At 70.8% G+C, this 23,708-nt stretch carries 18 protein-coding genes; 12 read left to right on the forward strand and 6 right to left on the reverse strand.

Annotation, left to right across the window (positions count from 1 at the left end; genetic code table 11):
- The first annotated feature begins 180 nt into the window (after positions 1-180).
- From PBV52_RS08605 to PBV52_RS08630, 6 genes are all read left to right on the forward strand, one after another.
- A complete protein-coding gene (locus tag PBV52_RS08605) occupies positions 181-1,110 on the forward strand; it encodes a 5'-3' exonuclease (protein WP_274249337.1) in 930 nt (309 codons plus the stop codon).
- A gap of 217 nt (positions 1,111-1,327) precedes the next feature.
- Positions 1,328-2,173 (forward strand): siderophore-interacting protein, encoded by an 846-nt coding sequence (locus PBV52_RS08610; RefSeq protein ID WP_274237690.1) that lies wholly within the window; start codon positions 1,328-1,330, stop codon positions 2,171-2,173.
- A 283-nt stretch (positions 2,174-2,456) separates the two neighbouring features.
- Positions 2,457-4,016 (forward strand): amino acid permease, encoded by a 1,560-nt coding sequence (locus PBV52_RS08615; protein ID WP_274237691.1) that lies wholly within the window; start codon positions 2,457-2,459, stop codon positions 4,014-4,016.
- Between the two features lie 631 nt (positions 4,017-4,647).
- A complete protein-coding gene (locus PBV52_RS08620) occupies positions 4,648-4,857 on the forward strand; it encodes a DUF6192 family protein (protein ID WP_274237692.1) in 210 nt (69 codons plus the stop codon).
- A gap of 396 nt (positions 4,858-5,253) precedes the next feature.
- Positions 5,254-6,279: a pentalenene synthase gene (locus tag PBV52_RS08625; protein ID WP_274237693.1), complete on the forward strand. Its 1,026-nt coding sequence runs from the start codon at positions 5,254-5,256 to the stop codon at positions 6,277-6,279.
- A 241-nt stretch (positions 6,280-6,520) separates the two neighbouring features.
- Entirely contained in the window at positions 6,521-7,462 is a 942-nt protein-coding gene (locus PBV52_RS08630; RefSeq protein WP_274237694.1) for an RluA family pseudouridine synthase, read from the forward strand.
- Positions 7,463-7,480: 18 nt separating this feature from the next.
- On the opposite strand, the gene PBV52_RS08635 is transcribed toward PBV52_RS08630, so the two are convergent.
- The 6 genes from PBV52_RS08635 to PBV52_RS08660 all read right to left on the reverse strand — a co-directional run bounded on the left by PBV52_RS08635 (position 7,481) and on the right by PBV52_RS08660 (position 13,080).
- Entirely contained in the window at positions 7,481-8,947 is a 1,467-nt protein-coding gene (locus tag PBV52_RS08635) for a cytochrome P450 (RefSeq protein WP_274237695.1), read from the reverse strand.
- Between the two features lie 194 nt (positions 8,948-9,141).
- On the reverse strand, positions 9,142-9,762 hold the full coding sequence (locus tag PBV52_RS08640) for an ATP/GTP-binding protein (RefSeq protein ID WP_274237696.1): 621 nt from the start codon (positions 9,760-9,762) through the stop codon (positions 9,142-9,144).
- Positions 9,743-10,144, reverse strand: a complete 402-nt coding sequence (locus tag PBV52_RS08645; RefSeq protein WP_274237697.1) for a DUF742 domain-containing protein — start codon at positions 10,142-10,144, stop codon at positions 9,743-9,745. The genes PBV52_RS08640 and PBV52_RS08645 overlap by 20 nt, the downstream gene beginning before the upstream one ends.
- Positions 10,141-10,548 (reverse strand): roadblock/LC7 domain-containing protein, encoded by a 408-nt coding sequence (locus tag PBV52_RS08650; RefSeq protein ID WP_274237698.1) that lies wholly within the window; start codon positions 10,546-10,548, stop codon positions 10,141-10,143. The genes PBV52_RS08645 and PBV52_RS08650 overlap by 4 nt, the downstream gene beginning before the upstream one ends.
- On the reverse strand, positions 10,545-12,131 hold the full coding sequence (locus PBV52_RS08655) for a sensor histidine kinase KdpD (RefSeq protein ID WP_274237699.1): 1,587 nt from the start codon (positions 12,129-12,131) through the stop codon (positions 10,545-10,547). The genes PBV52_RS08650 and PBV52_RS08655 overlap by 4 nt, the downstream gene beginning before the upstream one ends.
- Positions 12,132-12,444: 313 nt before the next feature.
- Positions 12,445-13,080, reverse strand: a complete 636-nt coding sequence (locus tag PBV52_RS08660) for a TetR/AcrR family transcriptional regulator (protein ID WP_274237700.1) — start codon at positions 13,078-13,080, stop codon at positions 12,445-12,447.
- Between the two features lie 174 nt (positions 13,081-13,254).
- Between PBV52_RS08660 and PBV52_RS08665 the strand changes: the two genes are divergently transcribed.
- The 6 genes from PBV52_RS08665 (at position 13,255) to helR (ending at position 23,680) form a co-directional block, all read left to right on the forward strand.
- On the forward strand, positions 13,255-14,079 hold the full coding sequence (locus tag PBV52_RS08665; RefSeq protein ID WP_274237701.1) for an urea amidolyase associated protein UAAP1: 825 nt from the start codon (positions 13,255-13,257) through the stop codon (positions 14,077-14,079).
- Complete coding sequence (locus PBV52_RS08670; protein ID WP_274237702.1) at positions 14,076-14,711, forward strand: urea amidolyase associated protein UAAP2; 636 nt, start codon at positions 14,076-14,078, stop codon at positions 14,709-14,711. The genes PBV52_RS08665 and PBV52_RS08670 overlap by 4 nt, the downstream gene beginning before the upstream one ends.
- A complete protein-coding gene (locus PBV52_RS08675; RefSeq protein ID WP_274237703.1) occupies positions 14,708-18,241 on the forward strand; it encodes a 5-oxoprolinase/urea amidolyase family protein in 3,534 nt (1,177 codons plus the stop codon). The genes PBV52_RS08670 and PBV52_RS08675 overlap by 4 nt, the downstream gene beginning before the upstream one ends.
- A gap of 25 nt (positions 18,242-18,266) precedes the next feature.
- A complete protein-coding gene (gene atzF, locus PBV52_RS08680; protein ID WP_274237704.1) occupies positions 18,267-19,934 on the forward strand; it encodes an allophanate hydrolase in 1,668 nt (555 codons plus the stop codon).
- Between the two features lie 171 nt (positions 19,935-20,105).
- Positions 20,106-21,332 (forward strand): glycosyltransferase, encoded by a 1,227-nt coding sequence (locus PBV52_RS08685; RefSeq protein ID WP_274237706.1) that lies wholly within the window; start codon positions 20,106-20,108, stop codon positions 21,330-21,332.
- Between the two features lie 194 nt (positions 21,333-21,526).
- Positions 21,527-23,680, forward strand: a complete 2,154-nt coding sequence (gene helR / locus PBV52_RS08690) for an RNA polymerase recycling motor ATPase HelR (protein ID WP_274237707.1) — start codon at positions 21,527-21,529, stop codon at positions 23,678-23,680.
- Positions 23,681-23,708 lie beyond the last annotated feature (28 nt).

Raw genomic sequence — 23,708 nt, forward strand, 5'->3', positions numbered from 1 at the left:
GGGCGGGGCGCCTGCCCTCGTTCCCTGATCGCAAACGCACAAGTGGTCCAGCCCACAGTGCAGGCGCACACCGCAACGCGTTGCGCATCGAAGGGCGGCCGGCTGCACACCGAAGGGCCGCGCTCCCCGCACCGTCGCCGTCCGCGCATCAGCGGGCCGGTGTCAGTGGCGTACGGCATGATGCGTGGCGTGACCGGACGACTGATGCTCCTCGACACCGCCTCGCTCTACTTCCGCGCCTACTTCGGCGTCCCGGACTCCGTGAAGGCCCCCGACGGCACGCCGGTGAACGCCGTGCGCGGACTCCTCGACTTCATCGACCGCCTGGTCAAGGACCACCGCCCGGACGCGCTGGTGGCCTGCATGGACGCCGACTGGCGGCCCCAGTGGCGGGTCGACCTGATCCCCTCCTACAAGGCACACCGCGTCGCCGAGGAGCACGAGGTCGGGCCGGACGAGGAGGAGGTGCCCGACACCCTGTCGCCGCAGGTGCCGGTCATCGAGGCCGTCCTCGACGCGCTCGGCATCGCGCGCGTGGGGGTCGAGGGGTACGAGGCGGACGACGTGATCGGCACGTTCACCGGGCGGGCGAAGGGCCCGGTCGACATCGTCACCGGCGACCGCGACCTGTACCAGCTGGTGGACGACGCGCGCGGGGTGCGGGTGCTGTACCCGCTCAAGGGCGTGGGCACCCTCCAGCTCACCGACGAGGCGTGGCTGCGCGAGAAGTACGGCGTCGACGGCCGGGGGTACGCGGATCTGGCGCTGCTGCGCGGCGACCCGAGCGACGGCCTGCCGGGCGTGCCCGGCATCGGTGAGAAGACGGCCGCGAAGCTGCTGGCCGAGTTCGGCGACCTGGCCGGGATCATGGCGGCGGTCGACGACCCGAAGGCGAAGCTGACGCCTTCGCAGCGCAAGCGGCTGGACGAGTCGCGGCCGTACGTCGCCGTCGCGCCGACCGTGGTGCGGGTCGCGGACGACGTCCAGCTGCCGGACGTCGACACGGCGCTGCCGCGTGCGCCCCGGGATCCGGCGGGGCTGGACGAGCTGGCGATGCGGTGGGGGCTCGGCGGGTCGCTGCAGCGGCTGCTTGTGACGCTGGGGGCGTGAGGGCGGCCGGGGGTGCGAGGGCGCCCGGGGGCGTGCCCACGCCGGGGGCGTGAAGGGGGTCCCGAGGCAGTGCATGGGGTTCCTGGCGCGGGGAATTCGTTCCTTGTGTGCGCGATATGCGCCCTTTCGTGAACGAGCCGTCGCGAGTCACAGCTCCATTCACCGGACGGAGGTGCTAACTTAGGTAAACCTAAGCTTGGAACGAGGGAGGTCAGTGATGGCACTACGCCCTGCCCGCAAGCCGCGGAAGCCCCACTCCGCGCAGGTCGTCCGTACCGAACGGCTGACCCCGCACATGCAGCGCGTGGTGCTGGGCGGCGAGGGGCTCGCCGACTTCGCGGCGGACACCTGCACGGACCACTACGTGAAAATGCTGTTCTCCCCCGAGGGCGTGAGCTACCCCGAGCCCTTCGACCTGGAGCGCATCCGCGAGGAGCTGCCGCGCGAGCAGTGGCCGGTGACGCGGACGTACACCGTGCGGGCCTGGGATCCCGAGCACCGCGAACTGACCCTCGACTTCGTGCTTCACGGCGACGAGGGCCTGGCCGGCCCGTGGGCGATGCGCGCCCAGCCGGGCGAGACCGTGCGCTTCATGGGCCCCGGCGGCGCCTACGCCCCCGCCCCGGACGCCGACTGGCATCTGCTCGTCGGTGACGAGAGCGCGCTGCCCGCGATCGCCCGCTCCCTGGAGTCGCTGCCCGACGGCGCCACGGCGTACGCCTTCGTGGAGATCGCCGGCCCCCAGGAGGAGCAGAAGATCGACTCCGATGTGGAGGTCGTCTGGCTGCACCGCGGCTCCCGCCCCGTCGGCGAGGCGCTGGTCGAGGCCGTGCGCGCGCTGGAGTTCCCCGAGGGCCGGGTGCATGCGTTCGTGCACGGCGAGGCGCACTTCGTGAAGGAGCTGCGCCATCTGCTGCGGGTTGACCGCGGCGTGTCCCGCGAGGACCTGTCGATCTCCGGTTACTGGCGGCTCGGCCACGACGAGGACGGCTGGCAGGCCTCCAAGCGGGACTGGAACGCACGGATCGAGGCGGAACAGGAGGGGGCGGCGCCGGCGGCGTAGCCCTGCGTGGACCCAAAGGGGCGGCACCTTCACGGGAGCCGCCCCTTCGCCGTGCCGCCGCCAGGTCCCCGGGGTCGGCGCGAGGGCGCCATGAAGGCGGAGGGCAGGCCGACCGAGCCGCCTTGATCTTCGCGCCGGCATCCGCGAGAGGCCTGCTACGCCCATCCGTGAGGACTTAGGATCGACTCGGACATGAGCACGTCATGCGTTCGAAACAGCCCCTCCCTAATTTCTGTCGCCCGACAGGAACTCTCGCGCCGCTGTGCGAAAGCAGGTTGCCGCCATGACGAGCACCGCCCCCGCCACACCTCGCCCCGACCCACCGCACGACCCTGACGAGCGCTCCCTCGCCGCCTTCGGATACCGCCAGGAACTGCACCGCAGCCTCGGCCGGTACGCCTCGTTCGCGGCGGGTTTCTCCTTCATCTCCGTCCTGACGACGGTCTTCCAGTTCTTCGCGTTCGGGTACGCGTTCGGCGGCCCGGTCTTCTTCTGGGCCTGGCCCGCGGTGCTCGTCGGACAGCTGCTGGTGGCGGCGTGCTTCGCGGAGCTGGCCGCGCGCTATCCGATCTCGGGCGCGATCTACCAGTGGTCGTCCCGGCTCTCGAACGTCACCTTCGGCTGGTTCGCCGGCTGGATCATGGTGATCGGGCAGATCGTGGTGGTCGCGGCGGCGGCGCTGGCGCTGCAGATGGTGCTGCCTGCGCTCTGGTCCGGCTTCCAGCTGATCGGCACCGACCCCGCCCCCACCTCGGCGGACGGCGCGGCCAACGCGGCGCTGCTCGGCGTGATCCTGCTGGCCCTCACCACACTCGTGAACCTCCTGGACAACCGCGTGCTGTCGCTGGTCAACCGGGTCGGGGTGACCGCCGAGATCATCGGCGCGGTGCTGATCATCACGCTGCTGCTGACCCACTCCGAGCGCTCCCCCGGCATCACCTTCCATACCGAAGGCGCCGCCGAGTCCGGCCTGTTGGGCGCGCTGCTGGTGGGGTCGTTCACGGCGGCGTACGTGATGATCGGCTTCGACAGCGCGGGCGAGATGAGCGAGGAGACGCACCATCCGCGCCGCACCGCGCCCCGCACGATCCTCACCGCACTGGGCGCCGCGGGCCTGCTCGGCGGCCTGCTCGTGCTCGGCGGGCTGCTCGCCGCGCCCAGCCTCACGGACGGCCGCCTGGCGGTCGACGGCCTGAGCTACGTCCTGACGAGCAGCCTGGGCGACGGTGTGGGCAGGGCGCTGCTGGCCGACGTGGTGGTGGCGATCACGGTGGCGACCCTCGCCATCCAGACGGCCGCCTGCCGGATGCTGTTCTCGATGGCCCGCGACGGCCAACTCCCGTTCTCCCGCCGCCTAGCGAAGGTCGACCCGCGCACCGGCATGCCCAACGCCCCCGCCGTAGTCGTCGGCGTCCTCGCGGCGGCCCTGCTGCTGCTCAACTTCGCCTCGCCGGAGGCGTTCCTGGCCATCGGCACGACCTGCATCGTCATGCTGTACCTGGCGTACGCGATGGTCACCGGCCCCCTGCTGGTGGCCCGCCTGCGCGGCCGCTTCACGACCGACGGCACCGACGAGACGGGCGCCCGCCTGTTCTCCCTCGGCCTCTGGGGCGTCCCGCTCAACGCCCTTGCCCTGCTCTACGGCCTCGCCATGACCGTCAACCTCGCCTGGCCGCGGGCCGCGGTGTACGACCCGGCGGGTGGGCACTGGTACTTCCAGTGGTTCACTGTTCTGTTCTTGCTGGTCACGGTGGGCAGTGGTGTGCTGTACCGGATGACGCGTGCGCAACGGGTGCGCTCTGCTGCGGAACCTGCTGAGACACTCCGGGAACAGACTCCGTAACGCCGCCGGGCTCTCTTCGTTGCCCGGAGTGCGGCACGTCATGGACGCTCGGGGGTCGGATGCCCTGCCCCGGCAACGAACCGCTTTCCCAGCTGCCGCGAACGGCCCGGATCAGCGGCGCACCGGCCGTGGGATATGAGACCGCGCATGCGGCGACGACGGGGTCCGCCCATGCGCCCGGGTGCACGCCCTTTCCGGCGGCCGGAAACCATCGCATGGTGCGAAGTAGGGCTGTCAGGGAGAGTTGACGGCACGACAGGTGTCGCCCCCGGGCCCATGGGGGTGGTGTCCGGATGCCCGCGATGCTCGGCAGTGCGCCTCGGGATCGCTACAACGAGCCAGCCGAGCTGGGGCGGTACCGGGTGGCCACGGTGAGCAGCGTCCTGTGGCGTCTTGGGAGTGCGGCTCCGAGAAACATACCCATGTGGTCGATACATTCGCATGGCGGGACGAATCAGCCGGAGAAGGACTCTTTGTTGTCACCGCCGACCGGGTCATCCGCCGATTCGCCGAGAACATGGGGTCGGCTTCTGCCCGACGCGCTCTTCGCGATGCTCCGCGACGGCGCCTTCCACCAGCCCCGCCACGATTGAACAGTTGACGAAACCCATAGGGGCACTGGAAGGTGGAGGTGATCCACGACCGCGTCGCCGACGCCGCGGTCGTGGCGGTGGTGACCACCGATTATCTGTGCCGTCCGGCGGTAGCCTCGAAGGCCACGGCCGGCGACACCGTCCGGCACCCGGTTGACGAGGCCCCGGCCGACCAGTTCGGTCAACAGGCCCAAGCCGTGCACGAGTCAGCCACGCCGCAGTCACAGCGTATGGAGCACAGCGCGTAGTTCATGAACTTGGTCGGCTCCGCGAACCGGAGGGCATCATGAAAGGCTCTGCTCGCGCCCAGTTACCTCGGGCCGTTCCCCTGGTCGGGCACACACCTCAGTTGGTGCGCGTGACTCATGACCGTTGCGGACGCTGCCCTGATGGCGCCGGAGGGTTTCGGGGTTTCCGCCCTCCACGGGCCGGTCGAGGTGGGGACGCAGCATTTGGACTGCCGTCCCGAGACAAGACAGCGATTTCCGCTCATCTCGGTTGGAGAGTCGCCTAGGTCACCGATCCATTAGATGTGGCCTCCGGACAAAGGTCCTGAGGCAGTGACACCCGAAGGCGCCAGGCATCGACGACCACCCGACCTCCTGGGCCAACAAGCATGCTGAGGCAGAAACTGGGAGAGAGTCATGCCCCAGAACGTCACCATCAATTTACCCATTCCGTCCCGACTCAACACCGGTTTGGCAGCCGCCAGGGAACGCAATCTGGAATGGATGCGCCAGCAGAAACTGGTGTTGGGACATAGCGCCGCCCGTCGCTACGTATTCTCGGCAGTGGCGGACTTGGCTGCCTACAGCTACCCGGACGCCACAGGCGACGACCTCGACCTGGCCTTTGACACCATGGGCTGGTTCTTCCTGTTCGACGACCTGTTTGATGTCCCCGAGGGACGCAGAGCCGATGAAGCCGTCGACGTGTGCCAGCAACTCATCGCACTCATCACCCACCCCTCGCCGCGGAGGGTCGACCACGACACACCTCTGGTGAGCGCCTTCGCGGACATCTGGCGTCGAGCCAAGACGGGCATGTCCGAGGAATGGCAGATACGGGCCGCTCACAACTGGGTGGACTACCTGGCGGGAAACCTCACCGAGGAAATCGACCGTCGCACTTGGGTCCCCCAGGATTTCGCCACCCGGATGAGGATAGGGCACCGCACCCTGGGGCTGACTCCCTCGCTCGACCTGGCCGAAAGAGTGGGACACTTCGAGATCCGACAGATCATTTGGCACAGCAGTCATCTGGACTCGATGCGACGAGCAGCTGTCGATGCCGTCAAACTCATCAACGAGGTGATGTCCCTGGAGAACGACGACGCACGAGGCGATCCCAACTTGGTGCACTGCCTCATGCGACAACGCAACTGCTCCCGGCAGGAAGCCATCAGGCTGGCCGTGAACCTCGTCCAGGCAGCAGTCAGTCAGCTCTTTGAGCAGGTGAGGCGGACCCCCCTGTTCTGCTCCCGGCTCGGGCTCACGAGCACCGAGGCCGAGAAGGTCCAACGCTATGCGACCGCCATGCTCACATGGATACGCGGCAGCTACGACTGGAGCCGCAGCAACGGCCGTTATTCCCCAGGCACCGCGAGCGCCTTGAGCCCGAATGTGACCGGCCAGCTTCACCCCGCAAACCTCACGCCGGTGTCTACCTAGTGTCCCCTTGCCGCTGCCTGGGACGGCGCTGCACAGGTGGTCGCCGACGCCACACCACGGCGTACGGCAGCTGACCAGCGCAGACTCTGCTTTGTGGGACGGTGCAAGCGACTGAACGCTGTGCACCGTCCCCTCACACAGTCCAGGCGGTGACCGGCAGCTTCGGGGCGGTGGAAGCAGATCTCGTGGTGTCCCGCCTCCTCCCCCTCGCTGTCAGTGCCCCCTCGTAGGCTTGGTCCTGATGAGACGCCGTACTCCGCCCCCGCCCCCTCCCCTGCCGCAGCGCGACGGGGTGGATCCGGTGCGTGTGCGGTTGCCGACCGGGGACGCGTGGGCGACCGTGCGCGATCATCTCGTGGCACGACTCGCGGCCGGGGCCGGGGTGATCGACGGGATGCTGGACGCGGGACTGATCGTGGACGCCGCCGGGCGCCCGGTGTCGCGGGACATGGCGTACGTGCCGGGGATGTACGTGTGGTTCCACCGGGAGCTGCCGGACGAGGAGCGGGTGCCGTTCCCGGTCGATGTCGTCTACCGGGACGCGCACGTGGTGGTGGCCGACAAACCGCACTTCCTGGCCACTACGCCACGCGGCAGCCATGTGACCGAGACGGCCCTGGCGCGGCTGCGGCGGGAACTGGGGATCCCGACGCTGGGCGCGGCGCACCGGCTGGACCGGCTGACGGCAGGCCTGGTGCTGTTCACCGTGCGACCGGAGGAGCGCGGCGCCTACCAGACCCTGTTTCGCGACAAGCGGGTGGCGAAGGAGTACGAGGCGGTGGCCCCGTACGATCCCGCACTGGACCTGCCGCGCACCGTGCGCAGCAAGATCGTCAAGGAGCGCGGGGTCCTTGCGGCCCGTGAGGTCGAGGGCGAGCCGAACGCCGTCAGCCGGATCGAGTTGCTGGAACACCGGAACGGGCTTGCCCGGTACCGGTTGACACCGTGTACCGGGCAGACACACCAGCTGAGGGTGCACATGAGCGCCTTGGGGGTGCCGATCCTCGGCGATCCCCTCTATCCGGTGGTGACCGGCCCCGTGCCGGCCGGTGACTTCCGGCGACCGCTCCAACTGCTGGCGCGGGTACTGGAGTTCACCGATCCGGTCACGGGGCGGGAGCACCGGTTCGTCAGCCCGCGTGTGCTGCGGGCCTGGTCGTCGTACGACGAGTGGGCCGGGTAGCCCCGGTGCCGGTACGGCTCAGTCGCCGCGCCACCAGCGCAGGAGGCGCCGGAACACGCCCGGCCGGTCGGCCGGTTCCGGGGTCGGCGACGGAGCGGTGGACGGAATGGTGGGCTCCGAAGCCGCCGGCTGGGGCTGTGGCGTGCTGGGCCAGGCACTGGGACGCTGCGACGCCAGCGGGTGCGCGGGCCGCGCCATGACGTCCTGCTGGGGCTTGGGCGCGAACTTCACCGGCAGTTCCACCAGGTGCTGGTTCGAGATGGACGCCCGCCAGGACAGCTCGTGTTCCTCGCAGGCGAGTTGGACGTCGGGCAGGCGGGTGAGCAGCGCGTCTACGCCGACCTCGGCGATGGCGCGGCCGATGTCCTGGCCCGGGCACTCGTGGGGGCCGCCGCCGAAGGCGAGGTGGGAGCGGTTGCCCTGCATGTGGGCCGTGAGGTCGGGCCGGACGCGCGGGTCGACGTTGCCCGGCGCGATGCCGAGGATGAGGCCGTCACTCTTGCGAATGCGCTGGCCGCCCAGCTCGGTGTCCTGCTTGGCGATGTAGGGAAGGACGGTGCTGAACGGCGGCTCGTCCCACAGGGACTGCTCGACCGCCTCGTTCACTGTCATCTGGCCGCCGCTGAGCTGGGCGCGGAACCGCGGGTCGGTGAGCACCACCCGCAGCACGTTGGCGATCAGGTTGGCGGTGGCCTCGTATGCGGCGACCAGGATGATGCGCAGGTGCTGGCCGACCTCGTCGTCGGTGAGCCGCGCCGGGTGGTTGATCAGGTGGCTGGTGAAGTCGTCCTTGGGTTCGGCCCGGCGGCGGGCGGTGAGCCGCATCAGGACGTCCATGAGGTAGGCGTTGCTGGCGATTGCGGTCTCGGTGCCCTTGGGCATGTCGCGAGCGGCCTGCACGATCTGGTCGTTGTACTCCTCGGGCATGCCGAGGATCTCGCACATCACCACCATCGGCAGGTGCTCGGCGAACTGGCTGACCAGTTCGGCCCTGCCCTCCTCGCAGAACTTGTTGACGAGGTGCTGGGTCGCGCGGTTGATGTAGCGGCGGATGCCCCGGTGGTCGATGGTCGACATGGCGCCGTTGACCGCACCGCGCAGCCGCAGATGCTCGTCGCCCTCGGCGTGACTGCAGATGGGCTGCCAGGCGAAATGCGGCATGAGCGGATGGTCGGGCTTGACCGTGCCGTCCTGCAGGGCGGTCCACTGCCGGGTGTCCCTGCAGTACTGCGAGGGAGTACGCACCATGTGCAGGTTCTCGGTGTGGCCCAGCACGACCCAGATCGGCACGTCATCGTGCAGCAGCGCGGGAGCCACGGGCCCGTGCTCGGCGCGGAGTTTCTCGTACACGGCTCCCAGGTCCTCCGCCTCGGGGCCGTACAACCGGCGTAGCCCGCCGGGGCCGATGCCGTGTGCGGGGCAGCCGGGGGGCGGAGTGGCCGTGGGCTCGTCCGTACCGGTCGGGAAGAGGGATTCAGGCGTCACGATGGTCGCTCCGAAGCTGAAGTGATTCCGGTGTGCAGGAGGTGAGGGGGTCCCCCGGTTCGGGCGGTTCAGCAAGGCCGAGAACCTGGGGGCGTGCGCGGCTCAGGCAACGCGTATGCGGCTCATGGGACGTGAGCAGGCCGAACGGCTCGGGGACAGCGTGGGGCGGTCGTACGGCTCGACCGGTATGTGGGTCACGCCGGAGCCCTCGCCGTAGCCAGCGAATGCAGGAAGTGCATCAGGGTCATCAGGACATCGCGGCTGGAGGCCCGGCGGCGGGCGTCGCAGTCGACGATCGGGATCTCCTCGGGCAGGTCGAGTGCCGTACGGAGTTCGGAGATGGGGTAACGGGGCGCGTCCGGGAAGGTGTTGACGGCCACCACGAAGGGCACGCCGCACTCCTCCAGTCGCCCTATGACGTCGAAACTGACCTCGAGGCGGCGGGTGTCGACGAGCACGACCGCGCCCAGCGCCCCCTCGAACAACCCGTTCCACAGGAACCAGAAGCGTTGCTGGCCCGGGGTGCCGAAGAGGTACAGCACGAGTTGGTCCGTGATGCTGATGCGGCCGAAGTCCATCGCGACGGTGGTGGCCGTCTTGGAGTCCGAGCCGAAGTTGTCGTCGACGCCGATACCGGCCTGCGTCATGGTCTCTTCGGTGGTCAGTGGCTTGATCTCGCTGACCGAGCCGACCATGGTCGTCTTGCCGACGCCGAAGCCACCCACGATCACGATCTTGACCGCGGCCTCGGCCGTGTGCGGCAACTGGTCCTCGGTCCGTGGACCGGGAATGATCTCAGAGCCTTTGAAGTCCATGCATCACCGCTTCGAGAATTGAACGGTCGGTGACGGCCTGGCGCACGATGGGGGCGCGCGCCGTCACCAGTCCGGCCGTCAGCATGTCGGTGAGCACGACCGTCATCATGCTGTACGGCAGGTTGAGATAGGCCGAGAGCTCGGCCACGGACAGGGGGGCGGTACAGAGCCGGAGCAGCGCCGATTGTTCCGGCGTGGCGGAAGGCGGGGGGTCGGCGCGCGCCACGATTAAGGTGACCAGGTCGAGGTCCCCGTCGCGCTCGCCGCCGTCCGGACCGGCCACCACGAAGAGCCGTTCCGGGTTCTTCTGCTTCCCGGCCTGGGCAGGCGGCGGAGGCGGTTGTTCGGTGGGAGATCGCCGCTGGCGTTGCGGAGGAGTCATACGGTCTGCCCGTTACGCCGGGGCGGACTGGTGAGATGGGCGCCGATGCGGGCGACGAGGTCGGTCATGCGGTTGCTCATCCGGCCCGGTTCGGCGAACGTGTCGGAGAGCACCGCGAGATAGGCGTTGGCGCCGGCGGCCATCAGGTAGAAGTACCCGCCGTTGATCTCGATCAGGACCATCTTCATCTTGCCGTCGCTCTTCGGGATCTCCTGGGCGACGGCGCTCGCCAGGCTCTGCAGGCCTGCGCAGGCCGCGGCGACGCGGTCGGCGGTGTCCGGGTCGCCGCCGTAACGGGCGATGCGCAGTCCGTCGGCGGAGAGCACCACGATCATCTGGATGCCCGGTACGCCGTCGTGGAGCTCCTTGAGCATCCAGTCGAAGTTGGCGCGCTGCTGGATCACTTGAGGTCCCCCTCCTCATCGGCCTCGGGGCGGGCCGGTTGGGTTCGCGGTTTGAGTGTGAGCGGGTCCGGCTGGTCCTTGAGTCCGTTCCAGAACGCCTCGACCCACGCTCCGGGGGCGGGCTCGTCCACCACCGGCTCGGGCTCTGGCTTGCGCGTCGACCAGATGGTCGGCCGGCCCTCGCGTTCGGCCTGCTCGATGGCCGCCTGCTCGGCGAGCCGCTTGCTGAGCGGGGTCTTGACCCGGCTGCGGCGCTGGGGCAGCCCGCCCGCGGTCCACTCGGTGACGACGGGGACGTCGTCCGACAGGGAGGCCGCGGCGGGGATCTTCGGGCTGGTGGGGCGCCGCTTCTTGGGGGCGCGCTTGGGACCTTCGATCACATCGGGGCCGTCGGCCTTGGGCGCCGACCCGGCGCCGATGCCGTGGGCGAGTCCGGGGGCGGGGTCGGTGGTCATCATCTCGCGCGGCACCACGAGGACGGCGCGGACGCCGCCGTACGCGGAGGACCGCAGCGAGACCTGCATGTTGAAGGCCGTGCAGAGGCGGCCGACGACGGCCAGGCCCAGGCGTGGGGACTCGCCGAGGTCCTGGAGGTCGGTGCCCTGCTTGGCGCGCTCGAGCATGCCCTCGACCCGGGCGCGGGCCTCCTCGCTGAGGCTGACACCGGCGTCCTCGATCTCGATCGCGACGCCGGTCTGCACCTCGGTGGCGGTGACGTGCACCTTGGTCTGCGGCGGCGAGTAGCGCGTGGCGTTGTCGAGGAGTTCGGCCGCGGCGTGGATGATCGGCTCGACGGAGATGCCGGCGATGTTGACCTTGACGATGGAGTCCAGGCTGATGCGGCGGTACTCCAGGATCCGGGACATGGCACCGCGCAGCACGCTGTACAGCGGGACGGGTTCGGGCCACTGGCGGCCGGGGCGGCCGCCGCCGAGCACGGAGATGGAGTCGGCGAGGCGGCCGATCAGCATGGTGCCGTGGTCGATGCGCAGCAGGTCGTCGAAGACCTCGGGGTTGCGGCCGTGGTCCTCCTCCATCTCCCGGAGTTCCACGGCCTGTTGGTGGACGATCGACTGGACGCGGCGGGCGATGTTGACGAAGGAGCGCTGGGCGGAGTCGCGGACGGCTTCCTCGTGATCGACGATGTCGACCATCGACCTCACGAACTCGATCTGTACCGGCGAGAGTTGGGCATAGGACGGATCGATCTCGGCGAGGTCGCGCATCACCTCATAGGGTGAAGCGCCACAGCGCAGCCGGTGGATCGCGGCGGGCGTGATCTCCGTGGCGAGGCGGACCATCTCCGCCTCGTGGGCGGCCACGCGCCGCTCCAGATACGCGGCGTGACGGGCGTGCTCGGCCCGTGCGTCCCGCAGAGTGCGGCCGCGGCGCGCTGCTTCGGCCGCGGATACCAGCACCAGCAGCAAGGCCACGGCACCGCATACGCCGACGGCCGTCCGGGCCGGTTCCGTCACCACGGCGACGGCGGCTCCGGTCGCCGCGGCCATCACTATGGCAGGCAGCAAAAGCACGCGCGCGTACGGGAGTTCACGCCGGCTGGGCGGGGATTGAACGCTCACCATGTGGGCCCTCTGAAATGAATCGGGTGGGTGTAGGGGGAGCCTGCAAGGGGGAATGTCATGGGTATGTCGGGATCTTCTGCATGATTGGGAACAAGCGCACGATTACACCTCAACTCGGTGCGCTGCGGGCGAGCTTAGTCCGACCGGATCATCGCCGTGTCATATTCAGCAAGCACCTGAAATGGGGCTCGCGACAGGAGTACGCTCGGCCTCATTTATACGCTCGGATTACATTCGTACACGGTGCGTCACGGCGTACAGGCGTACGAAAAATACTCACCGTGACGGGTGAAAGGTCGCCTCAGAGGCCGGCTCAGATGCCGGCGATCCGCAGGGCCGCGTCCGCCGTGGCCTCGGCGAACACCGACACCGGACGCTCCGGGTCCGAGCGGTGGACGAGGATGACGCCCTCGATCAGGCCGAAGAGCAGGTCCGTACGCAGCTCCAGCTCGCTCTTGGCGAGTGCGCCGCCGGCGGCCGTGGCGGCGAGCAACTGGCCGTAGGCGTCCTTGAGTTCGGCGCGCACGGCATGGAAGCCGGCGAAGCGTTCGGCGCGCACCTCGGGCAGCAGGTACAGGCCGCCGAGGTTGTGCGGGCCGCCGCACAGCAGCTCCACATCGGCCCGGCACAGCGCCCACAGCCGGTCCTCGGCCGGGGCCGAGTCGTCGGCGAGGAGCTCACGGGCGTACACGAGCGAGGGCGTGACCGTGGACTCCAGGAGCTCGGCGAGGAGTTCCTCCTTGCCGGAGACGTAGTGGTACATGGACGCCTGGCGCATGCCCGCACGCTCGGCGACGGCGCGGGTGGTGGTGGCGGCGTAGCCCCGGGTGGTGAACAACTCGGCGGCGGCCGCGAGGAGTTCGGCACGCGGCTCCAGCCCGCTGTCCGGCCGCTGAGCGGCCCGCGGCCTGCCGACCCGCCGGCTGCCCGGCTCGCCTGACGTACCCATGGGTTCGATCCTCGCACACGGGGGCGCACGACGATCTCCGCGAGGGTCCCGTCCCGCACGCGCGGTAACCGCCCGGCAACACTCCGGTAATCCTCCCGACCCACCCCGCCCCTAATTTCTGTCGGGCGACAGAAATGAACCAGGAGGCCGACACCCGAGCCGGAGGTCCCGCGAATGGCGACAGAGACCACGTACGGAGCCCGTGACCATGCCCGCGCCCAGGAGGGGAGCCGGGCCGAGGCCATGCCCGTCGTGCCGGCCCAGGACTGGGCGGCGCCGCCCGGTCAGGCGGGGCGGCTGGTGTGGGCGGAGACGGTGGCGGGCGGCAACTACACGCACAAGGTGCTCGCCCGCGGCACGGAGCTGCGGCTGACCGATCTGCGCGGCGACGCCTGCGCGCATCTGCTGCTGTACGTGGCTGACCGCCCCTGGGAGCGGCTGAACGTCGCCGACACGGTCAAGGTCCAGTGGAACGCCTACCTCGGCGAGAGCCGACTCCTGCTGTCCGACCAGGGCCGCGTGCTCGCCTCCGTCGTCACCGACACCTCCGGCCGGCACGACGCGCTGTGCGGCACCTCCACCCTCGTACGCAACACCGAGCGCTACGGCGACGGCAGCCCGCAGTCCCCCTCCCCCGCCGGCCGCGAACTGTTCAAGCTGGCCGCCGCGAAGAACGGCCTCGAGCCCAGGGATCTGCCGCCGTCCCTGTCCTTCTTCCAGGGCGTGGAGGTGCGCGAGGACGGCACCCTCGACTTCACCGGCTCGACCGGGCCGGGCGGCAGCGTGACCCTGCGCGCCGAGCAGGACGTGACCGTGCTGATCGCCAACGTGCCGCATCCGGCCGACCCCCGCGCCGCGTACGTCAGCACCCCGCTGGAGGTGCTCGCCTGGCGCGCGGCCCCGACCGGCCCCGACGCCCCCCTGTGGGACGCCACTCCCGAGGGCCGCCGCGCCTTCCTCAACACCGCCGAATTCCTTGCCGCGAGGGGGCTCGCATGAGCACGACCACGACCACTTCCGTCGTTCCGGCCCGCGCCCCCTGGTCGTCCGTCGTCCGCGAGGGCGAGTGGCTCACCATCACCGATCTGCACGGCAACCAGGCCGTCGACTTCCTCGTGTACGACGCCCACGACACGTCCGTCCGCTACAGCGCGCCCGACACGGTCCAGGCGCAGGGCGGCATCTTCCTCACCACGTCAAGCGTGCTCATGTCCAACGAGCACACCCCGCTGATGACCGTCGTCGCCGACGAGGTCGGCCGGCACGACACCGTCGGCGGCGCCTGCTCCAAGGAGTCGAACACCCTCCGGTACGGCCACCACACCTGGTCGCAGCACGCGTGCGTGGACAACTTCCTCGCCGAGGGCGCCAAGTACGGCCTCGGCAAGCGCGACCTCGTCTCCAACATCAACTGGTACATGAACGTGCCGGTCGAGAAGGACGGCACCCTCGGCATCGTCGACGGCATCTCGGCACCGGGTCTGTCCCTGACCGTGCGCGCCGAGCGCGACGTCCTCGTCCTCGTCTCCAACTGCCCCCAGATCAACAACCCCTGCAACGGCTTCGACCCGACGGCAGTGGAGATGACGATCACCGGGGCGGGCCACGGAGCCGGGGCGGGCGGCGCATGAGCTTCGACACGCTGCTCGTCGCCAACCGGGGCGAGGTCGCCGTCCGCATCATCCGTACGGCCCGCGAACTGGGCCTGCGCACCGTGGCCGGGTACTCCGACGCGGACCGCTCGGCGCCGCACGTCCGGCTCGCCGACACGGCCGTACGGCTCGGCCCGGCACCCGCCAAGGAGTCGTACCTCGACGCCGACCTGGTCCTCAAGGCGGCCAAGGACAGCGGGGCCGGGGCGATCCACCCCGGCTACGGCTTCCTGTCCGAGGACGCGGCGTTCGCCCGGCGGTGCGAGGAGGCCGGGATCGTGTTCGTGGGGCCGACGCCCGAGCAGTTGGAGCTGTTCGGGGCCAAGCACACGGCGCGGGCGGCGGCCGAGGCGGCGGGCGTACCGCTGGCACCGGGGACCGGACTGCTGGGGTCACTCGCCGAGGCACTCGAAGCAGCCCAGGCCGTCGGCTATCCCGTCATGCTCAAGGCGACCGGCGGCGGAGGCGGTATCGGCATGTCGGCATGTCGCTGCGCCGATGAACTGACCGGGGCCTGGGAGCGGGTGCAGCGGGTCGCCGCCGCCTCCTTCTCCTCCGCCGGCGTCTTCCTGGAGCGGCTCGTCGAGCGGGCCCGCCATGTCGAGGTGCAGGTCTTCGGCGACGGCGACGGCAGGGTGGTCACCTTCGGCGACCGGGACTGCACGCTGCAACGGCGCCACCAGAAGGTGGTGGAGGAGGCCCCGGCACCCGGGCTCCCCGCTCGCATACGCGAGCAACTCGCGCTCTCCGCCCGTGACTTGTGCGCCTCCGTCGGCTACCGCTCGGCCGGAACCGTCGAGTTCGTGTACGACGCCGTCCGCGAGGAGGCCTACTTCCTGGAGGTCAACACCCGCCTCCAGGTGGAGCACCCGGTCACCGAGGAGATCTACGGCGTCGACCTGGTCGCCTGGATGCTGCGCCTGGCGCGCGGCGAGCGCGACGTCGTCCACGAGCCCGGCCCACCGCGCGGCCACGCCGTCGAGGCCCGCCTCTACGCCGAGGACCCGACCCGCGAACACCGGCCCAGCGCGGGCCTGTTGACGCGAGTGGAGTTCCCGCACGGCGTGCGAGTGGACGGCTGGGTCGAGACGGGCACCGAGGTGACGACGGCGTACGACCCGATGCTCGCGAAGATCGTCGCGTACGGCCCCGACCGCGCGCACGCGCTGGAACGGCTGGACGAGGCGCTGGCCCGCACCCGCATCGACGGCATCGAGACGAACCTCGGCCTGGTGCGGGCGGCGCTGGCGAACCCGGACTTCCTGGCCGCCGCCCACTCGACGGCGACCCTCGCGACCGTGCCCGACCCGACGCCCCGCATCGAGGTCCTCACCGGCGGCACCCTCACCACCGTGCAGGACTGGCCGGGCCGCACCGGCCACTGGCAGGTCGGCGTGCCGCCGTGCGGCCCGATGGACGACCTGTCCTTCCGGCTCGGCAACCGCGCCTTGGGCAACCACGAGGGCGCGCCAGGTCTCGAATGCACGCTCCAGGGACCGACGTTGCGGTTCACGCACCCCACCACCGTGTGCGTGACGGGCGCCCCGGCCCCGGTCACGGTCGACGGTACGGCGATGGCCCAGTGGGAGCCGGTGACGGTGCCGGCGGGGGCCGTACTGGAGGTCGGAGCGCCGGCCGAGCACGGCCTGCGGACGTATGTCCTGGTCGCGGGCGGTCTCGACGTCCCCGCCTTCCTGGGCAGCGCGAGCACATTCACGCTCGGCAGGTTCGGCGGGCACGGCGGACGCGCGCTGCGGACGGGCGACGTACTGCACGGCGGGGCGGTCACCGAGGGGACACCGGTTCCCTTGCCCGCCCGCCCCTCCTTCGGTGCCGTATGGCACATCAAGGCAGTCGAAGGACCGCACGCCGCACCGGAGTTCTTCACCGAGGACGACATCCGCGACTTCTACGCCGCCGACTGGAAGGTCCACTTCAACTCGGCGCGGACCGGCATACGGCTCATAGGTCCCCGGCCGCGCTGGGCACGCGCCGACGGCGGTGAGGCGGGCCTGCACCCGTCCAACATCCACGACACCCCGTACTCCGTCGGCGCCGTCGACTACACCGGCGACATGCCGGTGCTGCTCGGCCCGGACGGCCCGTCGCTTGGCGGGTTCGTGTGCCCGGCGACGGTGATCAGCGGCGAGCGCTGGAAGCTGGGGCAGCTGCGGCCGGGCGACACGGTGCGGTTCATGCCCGTGCAGGCCGACGGCTCGGCGCGCCCGGAGATCGTCGACGGCGGGGTGCTGGCGCGGGACGGCGACGTGACGTACCGCCGCAGCGGTGACGACAATCTGCTGGTCGAGTTCGGGCCCATGCAGCTGGACCTGGCCCTGCGCATGCGCGTCCACGCGCTGATGGAGGCGGTGGCCGAGGCGGGCCGGGACGGGATCAGCGATCTGACCCCGGGCATCCGCTCCCTCCAGATCCAGACGGACCCGGCCCGGCTGCCGCAGCACGAACTCCTCGCCGAGGTACGGGAGACGGTCGCCGCCCTGCCACCCACCGACGAGCTCGTCGTCCCGTCCCGCACCGTCCACCTCCCCCTCTCCTGGGACGACCCGGCCACCCGCGAGGCCATCGCCCGCTACATGGCGGGCGTACGCGACGACGCGCCCTGGTGCCCGTGGAACATCGAGTTCATCCGCCGCGTCAACGGCCTGGAATCGGTCGAGGACGTCTACCGCACGGTCTTCGACGCGGAGTACCTGGTCCTGGGGCTGGGCGATGTGTACCTGGGCGCCCCGGTCGCGACCCCGCTGGATCCGCGGCACCGTCTGGTGACCACCAAGTACAACCCGGCGCGCACCTGGACGGCGGAGAACTCGGTCGGCATCGGCGGGGCCTATCTGTGCATCTACGGCATGGAGGGGCCCGGCGGCTACCAGTTCGTGGGCCGTACGACCCAGGTGTGGTCGGGGTGGCAGCAGCGCGGGGCGTTCGAGCCGGGGTCGCCCTGGCTGCTGCGGTTCTTCGACCGGATCAGGTGGTATCCGGTGGGCGCCGAGGAGCTTGTGGAGCTACGGGCGGACATCACGTCCGGGCGGTTCGTGCCGCGCATCGAGGAGGGCACCTTCTCGCTTGCGGAGTACCAGGCTTTCCTGGCCGAGAACGCCGAGGCGATCGCGGAGTTCCGGGCCCGGCAGCAGGCCGCCTTCGCGGCGGAACGGGACGCGTGGGAGGCGGCCGGCGAGTTCGCGCGGGCGGACCAGGCGCCGGCGCCGGCCGCACCGGCGGTCGAGGTGGCCGTCCCGGCCGGCGGGCGGCTGGTGGAGGCGGAGTTCGCCGCGTCGGTGTGGCAGGTGAACGTCCGGTCGGGTGACGAGGTGAGCGCCGGACAGCCGCTGCTCGCCCTGGAGGCGATGAAGATGGAGTCCAGGGTGCACGCGCCGATCGACGGCGTGGTCGCACAGATCCTTGCCAGGCCCGGTGACCAGGTCGAGGCGGGGACACCCTTGGTGGTCCTCGCGCCGGCCGCCGACTCCACTGCCGGATCCGTGAGTTGATGAGTTGACAGTCAAGGAGCACCGCATGTCCACCGCCCTCGCCCGCGTCCGCGCCGCCTACGCCCGCATCGAGGCCGTGGACCGCCCCGAGATCTGGATCGACCTGCGCCCACGCGAGGAGGCCGAGGCGGAGGCCCGGCTGATCGACGACCGCGTGACGGGCGGGAAGCGACTCCCCCTGGCGGGGCGCCTGTTCGCAGCGAAGGGCAACATCGACGTCGGCGGCCTGCCCACGACCGCGGGCTGCCCGTCGTACGCCTACGTCCCCGAAGCCGACGCCCCGGTCGTCGCCCGCCTGCGCGCGGCCGGTGCCATCGTGCTCGGCACCACGAACCTGGACCAGTTCGCCACGGGCCTGGTCGGCACCCGCTCTCCGTACGGCGCGGTCCGTAACGCCCATGATCCGGCCAGGATCAGCGGCGGCTCCAGCGCCGGCTCGGCCGTCGCGGTGGCGCTCGGCGTCGTCGACTTCGCGCTCGGCACGGACACGGCCGGCTCGGGCCGGGTTCCCGCCGCCTTCAACGGCATCGTCGGCCTCAAGCCCACCCGGGGTCTGGTCCCGACGGAGGGCGTCGTCCCGGCCTGTGCGTCCATCGACTGTGTGACGGTGTTCGCGCGGACGCTGCCGGAGGCCGAGCAGGCACTGTCGTTCATGGCGTCCCCGCCCGGCCGCGCCCTGCCTCCGCTCCCCCAGCGCACACCGGGGCCATGGCGCATCGCGGTCCCGCCGACGGACCGGCTCGGCGACCTGGACGAGGGCTGGGCCCAGGCCTACGAGGCAGCCGTACGGCAGCTCACCGCCGCGGGTGCCGAGATCCGCACTCTCGACCTCACCCCCTTCACCGAAGCCGCCGCCATGCTCTACGAGGGTGCCTTCGTCGCCGAGCGCTACACGGCCGTGGGGAGTTTTGTCGACAAGGCGATGGCGGCGGGCGACGACACCCTCGACCCCACCGTCGCCGGCATCATCGCCCGCGCCCGCGACATCCCGGCCCACCGGCTCTTCGCGGACCAGGACCGGCTGGCCGCCCTGCGCGCCCGGGCCGAGGCCGAACTCGCCGACGTGGACGCCGTGTTGCTCCCCACCACACCCGGCCACCCCACCCTGGCCGAGGTGGCCGCCGACCCGCTGGGGGCCAACGCCCGCCTCGGCCGCTTCACCAACTCCACGAACCTCTTCGACCTGGCTGCGGCCGCCGTCCCGGCCGGTGAGGTGAACGGCCTGCCCTTCGGCGTGATGCTGATCGGCCCGGCGTTCACGGACGAACGGCTCGCGAGGATCGCCGGGCTGCTCCGCCCGGAGGTCCCTCTCGCCGTGGTCGGCGCCCACCTCTGCGACCAGCCCCTCAACCCGCAGCTGCTGTCCCTGGGCGCCCGATTCGACCGTACGACCGCCACGGCCCCCGTGTACCGCCTGCACGCCCTGTCCACGACCCCGCCCAAGCCGGGCCTGGTCCACGTCGGTCTCGGCGAGGGTGGGGCCGCGATCGAGGCCGAGGTGTGGCGGCTCCCGGCGGAGGGGCTCGGCCGGCTTCTCGCTCAGCTGCCCCGCCCGATGGCCCTGGGGCGCGTGGAGCTGGCGGACGGCAGCCATGTCCCCGGGTTCCTGTGCGAGCCGGCGGCCCTCACGGACGCCGAGGACATCACGTCGTACGGGGGCTGGCGGGCGTACCTCGGGGGCGGCCGCTCCTGACGTCGGGTCCCGAGAACGGCGAAGGCTCCGAGAAACAGCGAAGGCAAGGAGGTCACCGACTCCTTGCCATGTTCAACTTATAGCGCACCGGGGGGCTTGCGGCAAGGCCCCCGTCGTACCGCACAATCATCGGCCTAGGCCAAAGACCTGCGGTAATGGGGGATTCACAAAGTGCGTGTGCTGTTGATGACGTATGGGTCGCGCGGGGACGTCGAACCGATGGTGGGACTCGCGGTGCGGCTGCGGGCGCTCGGCGCGGAGGTGCAGATGTGCGCGCCGCCGGACTTCGAGGAGCTGTTGGAGGGTTTCGGCCTGCCGCTGGTGCCGATCGGCTGGCCCGTGCGTGCGATGACGAAGGGGGCGGTGACCGGGACGGCGCCGATGCCGGCGAAGACCCTGCCCCAGCGCGCGGCCGAGTTGGTCGCCTCGACGTACGACGCGGTCGCCCCGGTGGCCGAGGGCTGTGACGTGCTGGTGGCGACCGGCTCACTTCCGGCCGGGGCCGCCGGGCGGGCGGTGGCCGAGAAGCTGGGCATCCCGTATGTGTTCGTGTCCTACTTCCCGTCCTACCTGCCGTCGCCGCACCACCCGCCGCTCGAATGGCCGGGCCGGCCGCTCCCGCCGGACGTGACCGACAACCGGGTGCTGTGGGACCTGAACACCGAGAGTCTGAACGCGCTGTTCGGTGACGCGGTCAACGACCACCGGGCCTCGATCGGCCTGCCGCCGGTGAACAACATCCGCGACCACGTCCTGTCCGACCGGCCGTTGCTGGCGGCGGACCCGGTCCTGGCCCCGTGGCCGGAGCCGGCGGATCTCGACGTGGTGCAGACCGGCGCCTGGATCCGGCCGGACCAACGACCGCTCCCGGCCGATCTGGAGGCGTTCCTGGACGCGGGCGCGCCCCCGGTCTACGTGGGCTTCGGCAGCATCCCCCTGCGCGACGCGCAGGACGTCTCCCGGGCGGCCATCGAGGCGGTGCGCGCGCAGGGGCACCGCGTACTCGTCGGGCGCGGCTGGGCCGACCTGACACTGATCGACGACCAGGACGACTGCTTCGCCGTCGGCGAGGTCAACCAGCAGGCGCTGTTCGGCCGGGTGGCCGCCGTGGTCCACCACGGCGGGGCGGGCACGACGACGACGGCCGCCCGGGCCGGTGCGCCACAGGTGGTGGTGCCCCAGATGGCCGACCAGCCGTACTGGGCCGGCCGGGTCGCCGAGCTGGGCATCGGCGCGGCACACGACGGTCCGACGCCGACCTTCGAGTCCCTGTCGGCCGCGCTGAAGACGGCCCTGACCCCTCAGACCCGTGCACGGGCGACCGCCGTGGCCGACGAGGTCCGCACGGACGGGGCGACGGTGGCCGCGAAGCTGCTGCTCGACGAGATCAGCCGATAGGGCGCCGCCCGGTCCCGCGTGAACGCGCGGGACCGCCGAGCCAGAACTCAGAGCACAAAGCACGGAGCAGGGACCCAGAGCACAGAACACAGAGCACAGAGCACGGAACTCGCGAACCGGCGAAGTTCGTCACGCCGGTCCAGACGCCTTGCCATGCGCACGGTCGCAAGCGACCTCATTTCGGAGCTGATGCCTTGAATCACCCCCTGACCACCAGCGCGTTCGCCCTTCCCGACCGCCTCTCCGCCAAGGCCGACCCGACGCTGATCGCCGACGACGAGCAGCACTTCGTGGCCATCGCGGAGTGTCTGGAGCAGTCGATCGCCGAGCTGACCGACCGTCTCGCCGCCGAGCGCAGGGCACCCGGCGGCGCGGGCCGGCAGGCGATGGACCGGGACGCGGAGATCCACCGGCTGACCGCTCGCCTGCGCGCACTGCGCCGCTTCGGTCTGGACCTGTGCCTCGGACGCATGGTCGGCGCGGACGACTCCGAGCCCCTGTACGTCGGACGGCTCGGCCTCACCGACAGCACGGGCCGCCGGCTGCTGATCGACTGGCGCTCCCCCGCGGCCGAGCCGTTCTTCGGAGCCACGCACGGCAACCCGATGGGCCTGGCGAGCCGCCGCAGGTATCGCTGGAGCGGCGGCCGGATCAGCGACTACTGGGACGAGGTGTTCACCGCGGACGGGCTTGCCGGGCACGCCGCGCTCGACGACCAGTCCGCCTTCGTCGCGAGCCTGGGCAGCAACCGGTCGGCACGGATGCGAGACGTGCTCGGCACCATCCAGGCCGACCAGGACGCCATCATCCGCGCGGGTTCGCGCGGCGCTCTCGTCGTGGACGGCGGTCCCGGCACGGGCAAGACCGTCGTCGCCCTGCACCGCTCCGCCTACCTCCTCTACTCCGACCCGCGCCTCGGTCACCGTCGCGGCGGCGTGCTGTTCGTCGGCCCGCACCGGCCCTACCTCGCCTACGTCGCCGATGTCCTGCCGAGCCTCGGTGAGGAGGGCGTGCAGACCTGCACCCTGCGCGACCTCGTCGCCGAGGGCGCCGCGGCGACGGCGGAGGCCGACCCGGAGGTGGCCCGTCTGAAGTCGTCGGCGGATCTGGTGAAGGCGATCGAGACGGCCGCCAGGTTCTACGAGGAGCCGCCCGCCAAGGGGATGACGGTCACCACCCACTGGTCCGACATCTGGCTGAGCGCCGACGACTGGGCCGAGGCGTTCGAAGCCGCGGAACCCGGTATTCCGCACAACGAGGCACGTGACCTGATCTGGGAGGAACTGCTCGCGATCCTGATGGACAAGCACGACGGCGACGTCTCGCCCGAGTTGCTCCGCAAGTCGCTGCTGCAGGACAGGGAGCTGCTGACGACGTTCGACCGCGCGTGGCCGCTGATCGAAGCCGCCGACCTCGTCGGGGACCTGTGGTCGGTTCCCGCCTACCTGCGCCTGTGCGCCCCCTGGCTCGGCCGCGACGAGATACGGAGGCTGCAGCGTGCGGACGCCCAGGCCTGGACGGTGTCCGATCTGCCGCTCCTGGACGCGGCACGGCAGCGGCTCGGCGACCCGGCGGCGTCACGGCGAAGGCGCCGGCAGGAGGCGGCCCTCGCCGCCCAGCGCGAACGTATGGCGCAGGTCGTCGACAACCTGATCGCGGCCGATGCCGACGGTGAGGGCCTCATGACGCAGCTGCGCCGAGCGGACTTCCAGCGCAACCTGGTCGACGAGTCCGAGCTGCCCACGACCGAACCGGACCTGCTCGCCGGCCCGTTCGCGCACGTCGTCGTGGACGAGGCTCAGGAACTGACCGACGCGGAGTGGCAGATGCTGCTGCTGCGCTGCCCGTCCCGCAGCTTCACCATCGTCGGGGACCGCGCCCAGGCCCGGCACGGCTTCACGGAGTCGTGGCAGGAACGGCTGGAGCGGATCGGGCTCGACCGGATCAACCTGGCCGCCCTGAGCATCAACTACCGGACGCCGGAAGAGATCATGACGGAGGCCGAGCCGGTCATCCGGGCCGCGCTCCCCGACGCCAACGTGCCGACGTCCATCCGCAGCGGCGGCGTCCCCGTCGCCCACGGCTCCGTGTCGGACCTCGACTCGATCCTGGACACGTGGCTCGCCACGCATTCCGAGGGCACCGCCTGCGTCATCGGCGACCCCACGTTCCGCCCGACGGACCGGGTCCAGTCACTGACCCCGGAGCTGTCGAAGGGGCTGGAGTTCGACCTGGTGGTGCTCATCGCCCCGGAGACGTTCGGCGAGGGCATCGCAGGCGCAGTGGACCGCTACGTGGCGATGACGCGCGCGACCCGGCAACTGGTGATCCTCACCCGTACCGCTTGAGAGACGACGAGTGCACGCCTAAGGGGCG

Source organism: Streptomyces sp. T12 (assembly GCF_028736035.1).
In the GTDB taxonomy this organism is placed as follows: Bacteria; Actinomycetota; Actinomycetes; order Streptomycetales; family Streptomycetaceae; genus Streptomyces.